Origin of the sequence: Flavobacterium sp. Sd200 (assembly GCF_009826935.1) — a bacterium.
Lineage (GTDB): Bacteria > Bacteroidota > Bacteroidia > Flavobacteriales > Flavobacteriaceae > Flavobacterium.
Genome location: NZ_WUMN01000003.1, coordinates 99279 through 117278, shown reverse-complemented (window position 1 = coordinate 117278; position 18000 = coordinate 99279). Strand labels below are relative to the sequence as shown.

The 18000-nt window shown below is 41.5% G+C and carries 9 protein-coding genes; 4 read left to right on the top strand and 5 right to left on the bottom strand.

All coding sequences use genetic code 11. From position 1 onward, the window contains the following. Positions 1–7: 7 nt before the first annotated feature. From GR160_RS09770 to GR160_RS09750, 5 genes are all read right to left on the bottom strand, one after another. Positions 8–1978 carry a glycoside hydrolase family 127 protein gene (locus tag GR160_RS09770; RefSeq protein ID WP_160749694.1) on the bottom strand — a complete coding sequence of 657 codons (1971 nt, stop codon included), beginning with the start codon at positions 1976–1978 and terminating at the stop codon, positions 8–10. A 148-nt stretch (positions 1979–2126) separates the two neighbouring features. Then, positions 2127–3077, bottom strand: coding sequence for an IPT/TIG domain-containing protein (locus GR160_RS09765; RefSeq protein WP_160749693.1), 951 nt, complete (start codon positions 3075–3077; stop codon positions 2127–2129). Between the two features lie 60 nt (positions 3078–3137). After that, positions 3138–4754 carry an arabinan endo-1,5-alpha-L-arabinosidase gene (locus GR160_RS09760; RefSeq protein WP_160749692.1) on the bottom strand — a complete coding sequence of 539 codons (1617 nt, stop codon included), beginning with the start codon at positions 4752–4754 and terminating at the stop codon, positions 3138–3140. Between the two features lie 248 nt (positions 4755–5002). Further along, complete coding sequence (locus GR160_RS09755) at positions 5003–6634, bottom strand: RagB/SusD family nutrient uptake outer membrane protein (RefSeq protein ID WP_202390759.1); 1632 nt, start codon at positions 6632–6634, stop codon at positions 5003–5005. 16 nt (positions 6635–6650) lie between these two features. Further along, positions 6651–9608 carry a SusC/RagA family TonB-linked outer membrane protein gene (locus GR160_RS09750; RefSeq protein WP_202390758.1) on the bottom strand — a complete coding sequence of 986 codons (2958 nt, stop codon included), beginning with the start codon at positions 9606–9608 and terminating at the stop codon, positions 6651–6653. A 300-nt stretch (positions 9609–9908) separates the two neighbouring features. Between GR160_RS09750 and GR160_RS09745 the strand changes: the two genes are divergently transcribed. From GR160_RS09745 to GR160_RS09730, 4 genes are all read left to right on the top strand, one after another. After that, positions 9909–13067, top strand: coding sequence for a two-component regulator propeller domain-containing protein (locus GR160_RS09745; protein ID WP_160749690.1), 3159 nt, complete (start codon positions 9909–9911; stop codon positions 13065–13067). Between the two features lie 2 nt (positions 13068–13069). After that, entirely contained in the window at positions 13070–13828 is a 759-nt protein-coding gene (locus GR160_RS09740) for a DNA-binding response regulator (RefSeq protein ID WP_160749689.1), read from the top strand. 90 nt (positions 13829–13918) lie between these two features. Continuing rightward, positions 13919–15769 (top strand): cytochrome-c peroxidase, encoded by a 1851-nt coding sequence (locus GR160_RS09735; protein WP_160749688.1) that lies wholly within the window; start codon positions 13919–13921, stop codon positions 15767–15769. Between the two features lie 3 nt (positions 15770–15772). After that, positions 15773–17725, top strand: coding sequence for a cytochrome-c peroxidase (locus GR160_RS09730; protein WP_160749687.1), 1953 nt, complete (start codon positions 15773–15775; stop codon positions 17723–17725). The last annotated feature ends 275 nt before the right edge of the window (positions 17726–18000 follow it).

Here is an 18000-nt window from a genome sequence, read left to right as displayed (position 1 = left end):
TATAGCTTTATTTTTTAGGTATCCATACCTTCATTTTGCCAATTCCCCTGTTGCTCCAGGTATAATACGGTATGGCAGTAAATTTTGCTGTTCCGGTTGTTCCTTCTATAGTATAGATGCCGTTTAAAAGATTAGGTTGCGCTTTGGTTGTCAAAGATGTTTTGCTGCTTACTGCAATAGCATCTACATTAGCGTTGTCTGCCTCTTCTACAGTATATACAAGCGGGCCATATTCTAAAGAAACCTTGTTTTGGTCTTCGGCAATTTTCTCGCTTGCCACCACTTCTCTAATTTCCATCGGGAAGTTAACCTCAACTACATCGCCTTTTTTCCATTTGCGGTTTAGGATGAAATAACCGTCTGCAATTTTAGCATCCTGCATTTTTCCGTTAATGCTAAGCGTTGGCACTGCCGAAGATTTTGTTACATAATTATATAAACCACCCGGCATAACCTCGTTTCTTGCCCAGCCAGGAACACGCATTTTTACAGTAAAAGTACCCGCTTTTTGAGGGCTAACGGTTAGTTTTACTTTTCCGTCCCATGGGTAATTGGTTTCCTGAGCCACTTTCATGGCAGTGCCGTTAAGGTTTACATTTGCCGTATTGCTCATGTATAGATTAACGAACAATGTTTGGTTTTCCTGAGCATAAATAAGCCCCGGTATTGCCGGAATAAAACGTATAAGGTTTGTAGGACAGCAGGAACAGTCAAACCATGCCGAACGGGTGCACGCCCCCATATTAAATTTATATACCCCATCGCTCTCCATAGGGTTAGGATAGAAAAACTCTGTGCCCTTTAAAGACATACCCGATATAACAGCGTTATACATGGTGCGTTCCAGCAAATCGTTATATTTTACATTTCCGGTCAGGTTAAAAAGACGGTTGTTCCAGTAAACACTGCCAATAGCGGCACAGGTTTCGTTATAGGCTGAAAGGTTAGGCAATTCGTAGTTTGCACCAAAAGCTTCGCCTTCGTGTTTGGCACCAATGCCTCCGGTTACATATATTTTTTTCTCTACCATATTATCCCAAAGCTTGTCTACAGCCTCACGATAGCTTTTATCTTTATATATGGCAGCAATATCGGTCATGCCTGCATACATGTACACTGCACGAACGGCATGCCCTACTACCTCATCCTGATCGGTTACGTGCTTATGATCCTGAGAATATTCGCCGTAATTTTCTTTTTTGGCAGGGTCTCCCCTATGGTCTAAAAAGAATTTGGCAAGCTTTAGATAGTCTTCCTTACCAGTAATCTCATACAGTTTTATAAGCCCCGTTTCAATGATCTGGTGGCCAGGAACAGCTAATATTTTATCGTTGCCCTCGCCAAAAGTTTTTACAAACAGGTCGGCATTTTTTAGGGCAATGTCTAAAAAGTTACGCTTGCCTGTAGCCTTAAAGTGCACGGCTGCTGCCTCATACATGTGACCCGCATTGTACTCTTCGTGGCTCATATTCATATATTCCCAACGCACACCTTTTTCTACCTTAACCCATTTGGCAGGCGGCTTTGCAGGGTTTATGGTACGCCAGGTGGTTAGGTAACCATCTTTTTCCTGACCTATTTTTATGATGCCTATAAGCGAATCCAGCAATACCTCAAGCTTAGGATCAGGCGAACTGATGAGTGAGTTAGAAGCGCCTTCAATAATTTTATAAACGTCGCTGTCATCAAAAGGCATCTGGCCTCTGGTCTCTCCTTTTTTTACCCCACCGGCAACTAAAAAGTTATCAAAGCGGCCTTCTTCAGTACATTTTTGTATGGCATACTCTATTGTTTTTTCCTGAACCCTTTTAATAATTGGCAGCCAAAAATTATCGGTAACCTTTACATCGGCAATAGGCACGGCCTGTATGGGGTAGCCAATGGCCTTTTCGGGCACTTTTACATCTTTAGACTGAGCAAAACCTGCGGTTGCCACAAGGCTAAATAACAGCAGGCCTGTTTTTTTTAGTTTTTTCATTCTTCTTTTATTTATTCTTGCGCCACTTTAGTGGCAAATGGTTTCAGTATAAAAGGCTTTAAATGTTTTTTGTTTACAGCAGCACTACCATTACAGTGCTGCCATAAACAAAAAGTAAAAACCCCGGACTAACCCAATTAATTGCAATTTATCTTCCTAAATAGTACAGGTGAAAGTTATCTACTTTAAACCAGCCACTGCCCGGCTGCATTGCCGAAAAATTAAATCCGGCTGCGTTGCCTGTACCATTAGTGCGTATTCCAAAAGTTAACGAGCCATTGGTAACCTCAACATCAGTAACTACAACTTCTACAAAAGGCCCAGTATCTGATACGGTTTGTGTCAAGCCTGCAAAAGAAACCTGCTCGCCCAACGACTCTAATATGGCAAGGTTGGCTCCGGAATAGTTAGACTGTGCCCCGAACAGTGTTGATTTGTTTGCGGCAAAAAGCCTTTGCGTTGTTAAACGCGACCCCACCGCATTTGCACCCACAAACAGGTTGCACGTTACACGATACCTGCCATTGTCTAACCCGTCTATAGATTGCGATAACTGATAGTCGGGTATGCCCGGATGCCAAATACCTGTAATGTTGGCTCCGGTTTTTGTAGCATCACCATCTGTATTAACGGTTTGCCACGCCATTCCTGTATGGCTCACATACCACGATGCGGGCAACGCATCTATATTTTCTTCAAAACTTGGATTGAGTATTTTAGCAGTAACGTCTATCTCGTTTACATACGTAAAATTGTTAGTAAAACTTTGCGTTTTGTCTCCCACAATTACCGATATGGTTCCTGTTGCAGCAGCTGGTGCTTCAACAATAATACGGGTGGCAGAAAAATAAACAATGTTTGCAGCCACAACGTTATTAAACTTAACGGTTACTTTGCTTTGGTCGTCTCCAAATCCTGTGCCTGTAATCTCTATATTACTGCCGGCCACACCGGTCGCGGGGCTAAAAGCCGTAAGCGCTAAATTAACCGTTGGCTGCTGTGTTTTATCATCGTCAGATCCGCTGCACGATATTGTAACAGTACTAAGCGAAATAAGCGCAAGCATACCTAAACAAGGCATTATATATTTTATTTTCATGATTTTAAATAATTAAAGATGATACATATTTTAAATAAAATTGAAAATCTAAATTCCGGATCAATCTACCTTTTTACCCCAAACAGGCTTACCATCGGCCGTTAAGCCCGATATTGTTATGGTTGCCTTTCTTGGCGATGCTTCCCAGTCCCATCCGTTAGACACCTTGCATTCTATACCGTTAATAAATAACGATCGTGCCGTACTGTCATAATACCACGACCCTGTCATACCTCCGCTAACTGAACCGTCTTCTTTAAGGGTTACATTTGACGAACGTTGTATTGTCCTGTAGGCATAGTTCATGTTAATGATCTGCCATGTACCATCAAGGTCTTTAGCAGCAATGTCTATTTGCGGAACACCTGCATAACGCTCCGGCGATACAACAGGCCATCCATCTGCCGTCCATTGTATTTCCCTAACCTGGCCCATCATTACCGCATTAGGCACATTTATGCCTGGCACATCTTCCGGCAATCTTCCCTGCGAAGAAAAATACCATTTATTTGCTGCCTCGTCCTGTATTATGCTACAGTGCGATATGCCTACCCATCCGGTATGCGTTCCAAAAGCATAAGGATGTGTAAGCATAGGCCAGCACTCTGCCCCAGCCGATACGTTCTGTCCGCCCTTGCCATAGTATGGCCCCGTAATATTGCGGGAACGTGCCACACGGGTATTGTAGGCCACAGAAAGTTCGTCGTAGGCCATAAATAGATAGTAGTATTGAGTTTGCGGATTGTAAATAATCTCAGCTCCCTCAAGTGCCTGCCAGCGGTTAGTGTTTATATCACCACGGCCTGCAATGCGAATACCATAATCGTTTATTGTATTTAGCTGAGAAGGCTTACCTGTTGCAGCGTCTACCTGCACTGCTGCAATGCCCGTCATCCATGAGCCATAAATTAGCCAGTGCTCTCCGTTAGGAGTAACAATATAGCTTGGGTCTATGCCATTAAATTTATAGTAAGAGTTCCAGTCGTTTCCATTATCCCTAATATAATCTACAACACCATCGGGTTCAGAGCATATTACCATACCTTTATCTTCCCACTGGTTAGAAGCAAGGCTGGTAGTCTCACGCAGCCCTATATATGGACGTTCTCCCCACGACCTGTTACCGTCTGTTCCGGTAATAAGCTCGTTTACCACAATACTGTAATACATCCTGAAAACGTTGCCAACTTTCCTTACGCACGGTGCCCAATAAGACAGGCTCGGGTTGTTAATGGCAGGCAGGCCCATAGCAGCCCTTTTCGCGTTCATGGTAGGCACTACCCAGGCAGGGGCAGCATCCATAGAAGAACCTATGTATTCCCAGGTTACAAGATCTCTTGAGCGCCTGCAATGAAAATGTCCATGACCATCGTGTGCATTGCCATAAGAAGCATCTGTTTGGTACATGTACCAATAATCGCCGTCTTTTACTATTGTAGGATCGTGCACGTTGGCAAGGTTCCACTGGCTTCGCATATCCCAGCTGCCAATTGGTGTGTAATTGTCAGGATAGGTAGGCCCGTTGAACACCTGCAAAGGCCCATCATCATCAGTAGTGGTAACGGGAGCACTGTCGTCGTTCTTAGAACAGCCAATGCCAATGGCGCAAACTGCCAGAACGGTCAGAACCCGTTTAGCATATTTTACTGCCGTTTGTTTATAATATATTTTTTTCATGTTAGGCTTTTGTATGTACCATCAGTTTCATATCCGTCAGCAAAAGTTGGGATTTTCCGGACAAATATGTTGGTTCTAAATGAGTGTATTATGGTTAAAAATATGCATAGAAAGACCTGCACGCCTAAAAGCAAAGCAAAGGCCTGAATATAATTTGATAAAAACTTTACTGCTGATTTTTTAGCAGAATACCACAATAAAAGAGATAATAGCAGGCCTTAAAAAAGGCCCGCTATTAGAGATATTTATTAGTAACCCGTGTTTTGTGTAAGGTTGCCATTGGTTAACAAGGCTGTCATTGGTATTGGGTAAATTTGCCTGTAAGCAGCACTGGCATTGTGCGAGAACCACGATTTTGTAGCAAACACACCAAAACGTATCATATCCTGCCTTCTTCTGCCTTCCTGGTTAAATTCCCATGCAAGTTCATCAAGAAAACGACCATACTGTATATTAGCGCCACCTTCGTTAGTGGTTTGGTTTATATCCCTGCGGCCATAATCGTAAACACTGCCTCCTGCAAGCTGTGCTCCTGTTACCGCAGCTTTAGAAGGGTTGCGTGTAAACGCCCTTGTCCTTACCTGGGTAACAATAGAAGCTGCATCATCGGCACGGCCGGTTCTAAGCAAACATTCTGCTTTCATCATCAGGATATCAGTATAACGGAACAGAGGGAAATCATTACTCAAAATGTTATTGGCTCCCATGGCTATTTCAAATTTGCCAAAACGGTATCCGTGAATTTCTTCTGATGTATCGATACTTGGCACTGTGTTTACATAGCTAAGCGGTTGCCCGTTTAAAGCACCCATTGTACAGTTTAACGGCTGTCCTGATGCGCTAAATTGCTGCCCATAGATAAAGTTTTCTATCAAACGGCTGTCTTCAGGATCAAAAGTGCTTATAAACTGTGGTGTAGCACACATGCCACCCCATGGAGTAATCTGTAAATTATAGGTAGATTGGTTAGAAGGCTGCAGTGTTTGCATGTGTATATCAAACTGATTCCATTCAGTAGTATACACATCATCTATAGGAATACCAAAAATAATTTCGCTTGATCCCTGATTCTCGGTTACAAAAACACTTTTCTGGCTTGCTTCCAACGAATATTTATTAGAATCTATAACCCTTTGACAGGCAGCAAGACACTCAGTCCAGCGTGCTGTACCGGTGTACACCTGGGCATTAAGATATACCTTAGCAAGCAGTGTATAACCAGCCCATTTGTTAAACCTGCCGTAGTAAGCACCACCGTTGGTTTCATCAAGCAGGTCTACATTTTGTGTAATCTCGCTAATCACAAAATCGTAAACTTCCTGCCTTGTAGCCTGTGGCGGAAGATATCCTTCCGGCACATCAAATTGTGTACTCATGGCTACATTGCCGTAAAGGTCCATAAGAACATAGTAATATGAAGCCCTAAGCACTTTCAACTCGGCAAGTGTTTTTACTTTTTCTTCAGCAGACAGAGGAATTATATCCTTTTCTATCTGGTTAATAATATTGTTACAGTCGGCTATACCTCTGTAAGTCCTGTTCCAGCCCTGTAGTACAATATCATCTTCAGGAAACCAGGTGTGCTGGTGCATCCTTTTAAATATACCACCGTCTACCCAGCCGTTTGGCCTTCCTGGTATAATAATTTCATCGCCTGTTGCTTCCTGGCTTCTCCAAATGCCGTTCCACAATAAAAAAGTGTTTCTCCAGCCTGTATAACCTGTACCCAAAAGCGCGGCTACGTCATCCGGTGTTGGTCTAAGGTCGTCTGCAACAATAGTGCTGTAATTTCTGTCTTCCAGCTCAGTACAACCTGCAAGGGAAAAAACAAGGGCTAACATAAAGCCTTTTCCCAATCCTCTATATATATTTCTTTTCATTGTAATTTTATTTTAATTAAAACGTTACATCAATACCAAAGTTAAATGTACGGGCAGTAGGATATTTATCCCTGTAGTCGTTGCCCGGTGCAAGTCCTGATGTATCTACCTCAGGATCGATACCTTTATAACCGGTAATGATAAATGCATTTAATACCGAAGTGTATACCCTGGCTGAACTGATGTATTTGCCAAGTTTATTAAAGTTGTAACCCAGTGTAATATTATCAACTTTCCAGTAGTCGCCATTTTCTATGTAGTAACTGTTAAACTGAAGTTCAGGATCTGTAAGTTGCGTTTTGCCAAATACTGCATCCTTAGATGACTCTAGTCTGTTGTAGTTTAATATGGTTGGGTTTTCAAGATACATACGGTCAAAATTTAGTATCTGATAATCAAAAGCCCCCCTCATGGTTATGCTTAAATCCCAGTTTTTATACCTGAAGTTATTGTTCCAGCCTGCATAATACTTAGGCAAACCATTGCCAAGCACCTGTTTGTTCTCATCATTTTTAGTAAACTCGGCACTTGTTTGTCTTTCTCCACTTGGTGTTTCATATATCCAACGGCCATTATCGTCAATATCAACAACTTTAAAACCGTAGAAGTTACCTACAGGGCCACCTACCTGCAATTTGTGTGTAAATGTTTGTATAGGCTCGCCTGTTGCTCCTGCATATAAAAAGTCTGTACTTGATTGATACAGGTCGTTAGAAAGACTTACCAATTTACTTGTATTGGTAGAGAAGTTAACACTGCTCGTCCAGTCAAAATCTTTACTTCTAACCGCGTTTATATTAAGCAATATCTCCACACCTTTATTTTCCAGCTCTGCAACGTTAGCCCTTGTTGTGTTTACAAAATTGGGTGGTACCGGCACAGTGTAATCATATAAAAGGTCTTTTATATTACGTTTGTAGTAATCAACGTTACCGGTAATGAAATCGTTGAAGATACCAAAGTCCATACCTATGTTGGTCTCGTGTTTTTCTTCCCATTTAAGGTAAGGATTGGCATTTTGGCTTGGCGCCAGAGTTCTTATCCATTGTCCGTCATAAAAGAACGGTGCTCCATATCCAAGAAGTGCAGGTGCACCAAAACCTCCGGCATTTGGCGAGCCAGTTACACCATAGCCTGCCCTTATTTTAAGCTCGTTGATGAACTTAACATTTTGCATAAATTTTTCCTGAGAGATCCTCCAACCGGCAGATACTGAAGGGAACGAACCCCATGGTTTATCTGTCATGTATAACTGGCTGGCAGCCTCGTGCCTTAAACTAACCTGTAGCAAATATTTGTCGTTAAAGGCATAATTGATCCTGCCAAAGAAACTAATAAGGTTTGTTTCTGCTGTTGAACCTCCTATGTTGGCAAAAGTGCTTCCGTCTTTAATACCTAAACCTATACCTATATTGTGGTAATCAAAAATATCGGTCTGGAAATCATTATTTGTCATCCAGTAATTGCGCGAAAAATAATCCTGGTAACTGTAACCACCCAGCACTGTAAAGTCGTGTTTACCAAATTTCTTGGCATATTGGGCAGTAAGTTCCATTAGCCTGTCTTGGCTTTCGCCTGTACCGTTAGTTACATAACCGTTTAGACCGTTCCTTGTATTTGAAATATGTTTTTTACTTTCAGAATACCCTCGTGTTTCGTTCCATCTTGAGTAAGAGAACAATGCCGATAATTTTAATCCGTCTATTGGCAAATAATCTACCTTACCGTTAAGACGGCTAAAGTTGTTCCTGTTTTGCCCCTCAGACTCTTCCAGCCTGCCAACAGGGTTATCATAGTTAAAGTTACCTATGTCTCCTGGAGAATCCCAAGCCCCATCAGGATACTGTACTGGCGAAGTAGGGTTTCTTAGCAGTGCCTGACGGTAAACATAGCCATTAAAACTGGCCGCATCTCCGGTGGTAGTAAAATTGCCGCTCCTGTTTAAAAGGCCTAAGTTAATACGAACTTTATCATCAAACATAGAGTGGTTAATATCTACACGGCCAGTATAGATATTATTGTCTGATTTTTGAAAAATACCTTCAAGCTTCCTAACGTTTAACGAAGCAAGGTAATTGGTTTTATAATCACCTCCCCTAAAAGTAAGGTTGTGCGTATGGCTAATAGGTGTTTGCGTAATTGCATCAAGCCAGTCTGTATTATAACCCTGGTTGTCTGTTGCAGGCCTTAACCCTGAAGCAACCTGGTTTCTGTAATCCTGAGCTGTAAGCATATCAAGATTTCTGCTTATTTCCTGAGTGGTAACAATAGCAGAATAATTTACTGAGCTTTTAAACGATCCATTAGCCCTTTTGGTAGTTATAAGGATAACACCGTTAGTACCCCTTGTACCATACATAGCCGCAGCCGAACCATCTTTAAGTACGCTTATCGACTCTATATCCTGTGGGGCAACCGTATTAAAATCTCCTGGTACACCATCTACCAATATAAGAGGGTTTGTTGTAGAGCCATATATAGTACTCCTACCCCTTAGCGAAACCTGAGTGCCCGCTACCGGGTCTCCGCTTGGCATAGTAATATTAAGACCTGCAACCTTACCCTGAATAAGCCTACCGGCATCGTTAACACTGCCCGTATTAAAGTCTTTGGCAGTAACTACAGCCACTGAGCTGGTTACCTGCTCTCTTTTTTGTGTACCGTAGCCCACAACAATAACCTCTTCCATTTCGGTAGCGGCAGATGCAAGCGAGGCATTAATAACGGTTTGCGAACCTACAGTAACTTCTTTATTGGTAAAACCAATGTAAGAAAACACTAATACATCGTTTGCGCTTGCAGAGATAGTATAATTTCCGTCAAGATCTGTAGATACACCGTTGCTCGTTCCTTTTACAAGCACATTAGCCATAGGCAGCGTAGTACCATCGGCTGCAGAAGTAACTGTACCTGTAACAGTTACTTTATCCTGTGCAAAAGCACTAACAGAAAATAAGAGTAATAATAATGCCAAAAAGGGGTTAAACCTTCCGGACCTTTTTAGATAAATGTAATGGTTTATCATATATACAAAAGTTAATTTGGTTACAATTCCTATTTTTAGCAGTCTAATATTTCGGTATTGAAAAAAAAACCACTAAAAAAATGTTAATTTTGGAAATGTAAAATTGTACAGTTTAACGAAAACGTTTTCTACAAAACGTCCCAAAACTTCTACATATAGTCCCACTTGAACCCATTAGCGCATTCAGGATAAAAAAAAGCAGTACATTCGGGTTACTGATTTTAAGAAAACATTAAGAATCATACGGCTTTGGCAACTAAAAAGAACATACTGTTTTTGGCTATACTACTGATTGTAAGCATACATGCTTATTGCCAAACCTATGGTTTCCGGCATTATGAGGTAGAAGCAGGACTCTCTAACAACGCTGTTATATGTACCACGCAGGATAAAGCCGGGTTTATGTGGTTTGGTACACGCGATGGCCTGAACCGATTTGACGGCCATAGTTTTAAAGTGTACCGTTTTCCTGAAAACAATTTTATACATGCCCTACACGTAGACCCTTCGGGCAATTTGCTGGTGGGCACCGAAAAAAATATATTTAAATACAATGCAGGTCAGGATTCTTTTACATTAGTAGCATCTACAAAAAATTATCCTATAGACGAAATTAAATGCGATGCCGATGGTAACATTTGGTTTAATGCCGGAACAGTACTGTCGTGTTATTCTCAAAAAACCAAAAAACTAAAAACATACCCTGCCAAAGATTATTTTTGGGCAACAGGCATTTCTATAGACAGTAATGGATTTTTGTGGGTATCTACACCCGATGGATTTTTAAAAAAATATGACAAAGGCACTGATACCTTTACAGGATATGATATGTTCTCTCATAACATTCCGGGCGAGTGGCGTTTTATAAGCAATATTAAGTGCATATCTAACAGTAAGATATTAATAGGTACCACAAAAGCCAACCTTAAAATATTCGACTCGGCAACCAACACCTATGAGGATATTATATTGTGTTGCGAAAAAATGGAAAACCTGTTCGTTCACAGCTTTTTACAAGTTAACCCAAATGAAGTGTGGATTGGTACCGAGACAGGCATTTTTAGCTACAACATGCAAACCGGGGTATCGTTTAAAATTAAAAAGAACAGTAGCGATGAGTTTGCTGTTTCAGATAATGTAACTTATTCACTGTTTAAAGACCGCGAGGGCGGTATATGGGTAGGCACCTATTTTGGTGGAATAAATTACTTTCCAAAACAATACACCCCTTTTCAGAGAATGTACCAAAACTCATCTGAAAACTCTATTAGCGGCAATATTGTTCGCGAGATCACCAAAGACGATTTTGGCAACTTGTGGATTATTATTGAAGATGGCGGCCTCAATAAACTCGAAGCAAAAACCAACAAAATGGTGCACTTTAAGCCCGATGGCACCCGCAACAGTATATCTTATATAGGAGTACATAGCCTTCTTGCTGTAAACAACGAACTTTGGGTGGGTACTTTTGAGCATGGGCTCGACATACTCGATATAAAGACAGGAAAGGTAATAAGGCATTATGACTCTTTTTCTCCTAATGGTTTTGGATCTAACTTTCCGTTCTGTTTTCATAAAACTAACGATGGGCAGGTGCTGTTGGGGTCTTTTCCGGGAATTTTTAGCTATGATAAAAATAACGACAAATTTATACCACTGCCCGGCTTTCCGCCACAGGGCAATTATCGCTGTATATTAAAAGACTCTTATGGCACTATATGGGCAGGTGTGCCCGGCAAAGGTGTTTTTTATGCTAACTCAAAAACAGGCAGAAAGGGCAATTTTGCTTACAGTACTAAAAACGAATTGGGCATTTGCAACGATATGGTTAATGCCATTTTTGAAGACAGCCATAAAAACCTTTGGTTTGCTACCGAAAACGGACTGTGCAAACTAAACAGGAGCAAAAATAATTTTACACGCTATGGGGTGCAAAACGGTTTTCCGAGCAATTTTATATTAAGCATGCTCGAAGACGAAAACGGCAGGCTTTGGATAAGCACCACTAAAGGACTTGTGTGTTTTGATGTTTTAAAAAACAAAACCGTTGTATACACTACCGCAAACGGTTTGCTTAGCGACCAGTTTAACTTTAGCTCGGCGTTTAAAGACATCGACAATAAAATGTATTTTGGCAGTGCAAAAGGCCTGGTAAGTTTTTATCCCAAAGACTTTACACAGGACACTTTTATTCCGCCGGTATATCTAACAGGGTTGCAAATAGACAATAAAGAGGTTGCCATTGCGCCAAAAGATTCGCCCTTAAAACAATCTATAAGCCACACCGAAAAAATTACACTAAGGTACAACCAGTCTACCTTTAGCCTCAACTTTGCTGCCTTGGGCTATACTGCCCCACAGGATTTGCTGTATGCCTATCAACTGGAGGGCCTATCAGACAAATGGACGTATGTAAAAAGAAACCGCAAAGTAAATTTTACAAAGCTAAGTCCGGGCAATTATATTTTTAGGGTTAAGGCTGCAAGCAGCAGTGGCATTTGGGGCAGCAAACAAACCACCCTCGAAATAGAGATACTCCCCCCGTGGTGGGCCAGTGGTTGGGCTTTTTTGGCCTATGCAATTATAGTGATTGCAGCAATTTATTTTGCCCTGCAATACTATCACCAGCGGGTGGAAGAAAAAAACAGGCGCAAAATTGAGCGGCTTGAAATTGCTAAAGAGAAAGAACTGATGCAGATCGAGATCGCCAAAGAGAAAGAAATGCTCGAATCTAAAATAGAGTTTTATACACAGGTAGCACACGAAATAAGGACTCCGCTCACTTTAATAAAAATACCGTTAGGAAAAGTTATAAGAAAGACCACAAATATACCCGAAATAGAGAATAGCCTGCGCATAATTGGCGGAAACACTGACCGTCTTATAGAGCTTAGCAACCAACTGCTCGACTTTAGGCAAACCGAAATAAAAGCCTACAGCCTTTCGCTCGAAAAGGCAAACATTTGTGTGCTGCTAACCAATGCCCACACCAATTTTATTACGCTTGCAGAACAGGCTAATATTGATTTGATATTGAACCTGCCTCCACGGGAACTCTATGCAGATATAGATGTGGACGCTTTTACCAAAATAATTTACAACCTGCTGAGCAATGCCATTAAATATGCCGAAAGCACCGTAACCATAACACTGCTGCTTTTTTATAAAGATAAAAGCTCGTTTACCATTCAGGTAAAGAACGACGGGCATTTAATACCTCAGCACTTAAAGGAAAAAATATTTGAACCCTTTTTCAGGATAAAAGATTCTGAGGCAAAAACAGGGTCGGGCATTGGCCTGGCACTGGCGCGCTCGCTTGCCATGATACACAACGGCAGCCTGAGCGTAGAAGATACTGATCCAGACAACAACACATTTTCTCTTACATTACCTATTTACAGCTCTTAATAATGAAGCATACCATACTTTTAGTTGACGATAACCCGGAATTATTAGAGGTTTTAAGCGATGAACTTTGCGACGTTTATGATATTGTAACGGCCACTAACGGACAGGAAGCCTTTGATATTTTAAAACAGGTAGAGATACAAATGGTTATTTGCGATGTTATGATGCCTGTTATGGATGGCTTTGAGTTTTGCCGCATTGTAAAATCAGATATAGAGTACAGCCATTTTCCGGTAATACTGCTAACGGCAAAAAACACATTGCAATCGCGCATTGAAGGGCTGGATGTAGGTGCCGATGCCTATATAGAAAAGCCTTTTAACGTAGAGCACCTCATGGCTCAAATGACCAACCTTATTTCTAACCGAAATAAGCTGCGCACCTATTTTGCCCAGTCTCCGCTGGCAAATATAAAAAGCATGGCGCACACCAAATCTGACGAGAACTTTCTGGAAAAATTAAACGAAGTAATATTAAGCAATATAGACGATCAGTTCTTAGACGTGGACAAGCTCTCAAAATTAATGAATACCAGCCGCACAGGCCTGTTCAGGAAGATCAGGGCATTGTCTGACCTAACACCAAACGAACTGATAAATATTACCCGTCTTAAAAGGGCTGCGCAACTTTTGGTGGAAACCGACCACAAAATATTTGAAATTGCCTATATGTTGGGCTTTAACTCGCAAACCAGCTTTGGGCGCAGCTTTTTTAAACAGTTTGGCATGGCTCCTACCGAGTATCAAAAACAAAAAAGATAAGCTTGTTTTGGCCATAAGCCCGCGTTAATTCATTATTTCTTAACCCTGGGATAATGTGCATCAGCACCCGCATTTTTTAAGTTTGCGGGCATGAAATATTTTTGTGCCATCCGTCCTTATATAAATTTTGCTTTTCCTCTTGTTGCTCTGTGTTCAGCTCTCATATTGTGGTCTTTTTCCCCCACTCCTGATTACACCACACCAGAAATAATAAAGTTATACACTACTGAACTCAACGAAAAAATAATCGCTTTCGATAAAGCCGCTACCGATTTTGAGCACGGCAAAATTACACAGCAACAATTACAGCAACTGCTGTCAGAAACCCGTATCAGTTACAAGCGTGTAGAGTTTTTTCTTGCATTTCATTATCCCGAATATTGTAAAGAGCATTTAAACGGTGCACCATTGCTGCAAATAGAAAAAGAAGGCACACTGCCTAAAGTAATACAACCCGAAGGATTTCAGGTTTTAGACGAGCTAGTATTTTCTAACGAAGCCAAAGAAGAGAAATATGAAATAACGGCACTGTCTAAAAAACTGGTTTCTAACTATGGGCTTTTGCTGAATGGCCTTGCCGAAAACAAACAGGCCAACAGCTATGGCATTACCGCCATGCGCCTGCAATTAGTGCGCATCACCAGTTTGGGCATAACAGGGTTTGACACCCCCGGCTCATTAAACGCATTGCCCGAAGCCATAGCATCGTTAGAGGCTATGAAAGTTTTTTTTGAGCAGAATTTTAAACAGGGAGGACTTAATAATGATATAATAGTCGCCTTTAATGGTGCTGTTGCACAGCTTAAAAACACAAGATCATTTGACAGTCTGGATCGTTTCGACCTTATTAAAAACCACATAGACGTTTTATACAACAAACTGGGCAGGCTCGACAGCACACAACCCGATTTCCTGAAACACACCAGTGGCTGGAACACACAAAGCAGTTCCATATTCGGGGCGAATTTTTTAGACCCTTACTATTTTTCGGTATTAAAGCAGGACGAAGACAGCCCCGAACTAAGGGCATTGGGTAAAACATTGTTTTATGACCCGGCACTGAGCAACGACTCTAAATTTAGCTGTGCCTCGTGCCACAATCCTCAAAAAGCATTTACCGATGGTGTTGCAAAATCGGCCAGCAACGTGCAGGGCAAAACTGTTTTGCGCAATGCCCCCACCCTGCTTAACGCCGTGTATGCAGACCGTTACTTTTATGACCTGCGTGCCTTTACCTTAGAACAGCAGGCCGAACACGTAATTTTTAACCGCAACGAGTTTAACACTGCCTATAGCGCAATCATAAAAAAACTACAGGGTACAGATGCTTATGCCACGCAGTTTAAAAAGGTGTTTGGCAAAAACAGCATTAACCGCGAGAACCTTTCTAAAGCTTTAGCATCATATGTATTATCGCTACAGTCTTTCAACAGCGATTTTGACAAATATATAAGGGGGGAACAAAACAATATCCCGCAACACATAAAAAGAGGCTTTAACCTGTTTATGGGCAAGGCAAATTGCGCCACCTGCCACTTTGCCCCTACGTTTGCAGGCTTGGTTCCGCCACTGTATAATGAAAACGAAAGCGAAATACTGGGTGTGCTTGAAGACCCCAACGCCAAGAGTCCGAAACTTGACACAGACAGCGGAAGGTTTGATAATCGCGTAGATACCGAAAAGGCATGGATTTACGAAAAATCGTTTAAGACCACTACCGTGCGCAATGCAGGGCTTACTGCACCCTATTTCCACAATGGGGCATACAAAACGCTCGAAGAGGTGGTAGACTTTTACAACAATGGCGGTGGTGGAGGCCTCGGATTAAATGTGGTGAACCAAACACTGGCTGCCGACCCGCTGAACCTTACACAAAGCGAGAAGAACGATCTTATTGCCTTTATAAAATCGCTTAACGATACATCGGCAGCAAAATACTAAACCATGAACTTTAAATTTGTATTGCCCGTTGTTGCTTTTGTCGTTCTTTGTTTTGCACCTAAAATGCAAACTGCAAAAAGCGAATATTATCAGGACGAATTTAAACCTGTTATTGTTTCGGGAATAAAAGCGTTCAATACAGAAGCTAATAAACTTAATGCTACTGCAGCGGCTTTTGCCAAAGGAGAAACAACCTTAAAACAACTGCGCCAACAGCTTGCACAAACCCGTAAAGTCTACAAGCTTAGCGAAACCTGGTTAGAATATTACTACCCAAAGCACAGCAAGGCCTACCTAAATGGCGCGCCTTTAAAACACTTAGACCCCTACCCGGTTAAGGAAGAATATAGTAATAACAACTATTATGGTGTAACACCACAGGAATACAGCAAAGATATTCCATTGGATTATTTGGATACGGAACATTACCGTGGCGAACAACGTGTTATAGACCCTGTAGGCCTTCAGGCTCTGGACGAAATGATATTTTCGGATGAGGCAGAAGCATCTAAAGATGCTATACTGGAACTGACTAAAAAATTAACCCTTGCCATTCCTGCTGTAGAGGCATCGGTTAACCAACGCAACTTTTTTTATGACTTTGAAATTATAGAAGCCGCACGCCTCGAACTGGTGCGCATTTTTACTATGGGTGTTACGGGTTTTGATACACCCGGCTCACTAAATGCATTGCCCGAAGCGGTATCATCTATAAAAGGAATAGAAGTAATTATTGCACCGTTAATACAAAAAGCTCCGGCTGCTACAAATCAAAAAGTTAACCTGTTGTTTAAAAATGCAAAAGCATACCTTACTACTAACAACAGCTTTGACAATTTTGACAGGCTGGAGTTTTTAACGGCACACATAAATCCGCTATACAAAGAATTAGGCAAAGTACAACAAAGTTTAAAGCTGCCATCGTCGGCACAGCGATGGACAAAAGTACCGTCGTGGAATGCTGAAAGTGATAATATCTTTTCAGAAGATTTTTTAAACCCGTACTACTACAGCCTGCTGAAAAAAGAAAACGACAGCGACAGCCTTCGCCAATTAGGCAAAAAATTATTCTATGATGCATCATTAAGCAAACGCGGCAACATGAGCTGTGCCAGCTGCCACAAACCGGAACTTGCTTTTACCGACGGGCAAAAAACATCTCTTGCCAGTGTAGATGGTAAAAGGGTGTTGCGCAATTCGCCTACTTTAATAAACTCGGTTTTTGCCGATAAATACTTTTACGACCTGCGTGCTGTAGACCTCGAAGATCAGGCAGAACACGTTATTGCCAACCACCTTGAGTTTAATACCAGTTTTAAAAGTATAGAAGACAAACTGAACAACAATGCGCAATACAGCAAACAATTTGGTCTGCTTTTTAAAACTAAAAATGTTTCCCGACACCAGTTTGCCGCGGCATTATCATCTTATGTACTATCGCTTCGTTCATTTAACAGTGCTTTCGACAGGTTTGTACAGGGCAAAACAAAAACCATATCGGCACAGATAAGGCAGGGCTTTAACCTCTTTACCGGAAAGGCAGCCTGTGCCACCTGCCATTATACCCCTACGTTTAGTGGGCTTGTGCCTCCGCTGTATCAGGAAAACGAAAGCGAGGTTTTGGGTGTGTTTACAAATTCTAATAACACCACTAAAGATAACGACCCCGGGCGCATGCTTAGCGGTCTTGCCGAAGATAAAGAAGAGATATACCGCTCGTCGTTTAAAACCGTAACAGTTCGCAATGCTAAACTTACGGCGCCCTACTTTCATAACGGCGGGTATGCCACTTTAGAAGAGGTATTAGATTTTTACAATCGTGGCGGTGCAGCGGGCATGGGCTTTGAATATGAAGTACCCAACCAAACGCTGGCACCCGATGCGCTCAACCTCAGCAAAAAAGAGATCGATGCCATTATTGCTTTTATAGAATCGCTGACTGATAATCCGTACTAGCAAGTCGGAAATTTTAAAGTCCTAAAGTCAAAAGCCGCAGTTCAATCAAACATTAATTGAACTATAAATTTTACGCAAAGTCGCAGAAACGCAAAGACAATCCTTACGTCGCTATGGTAAGACAAAAAGACAAGATAGCTTCGCGCCTCTGCGACTTTGCGAGAGAAAAAATCCGCTGGTATTGACCAACGGATTTTTTTTGCTAAATCTAAAACAACACACTTATCGCTTCAAAAAGAAGCCATTAATTATCAATTCTTCAATACGAAACGTTA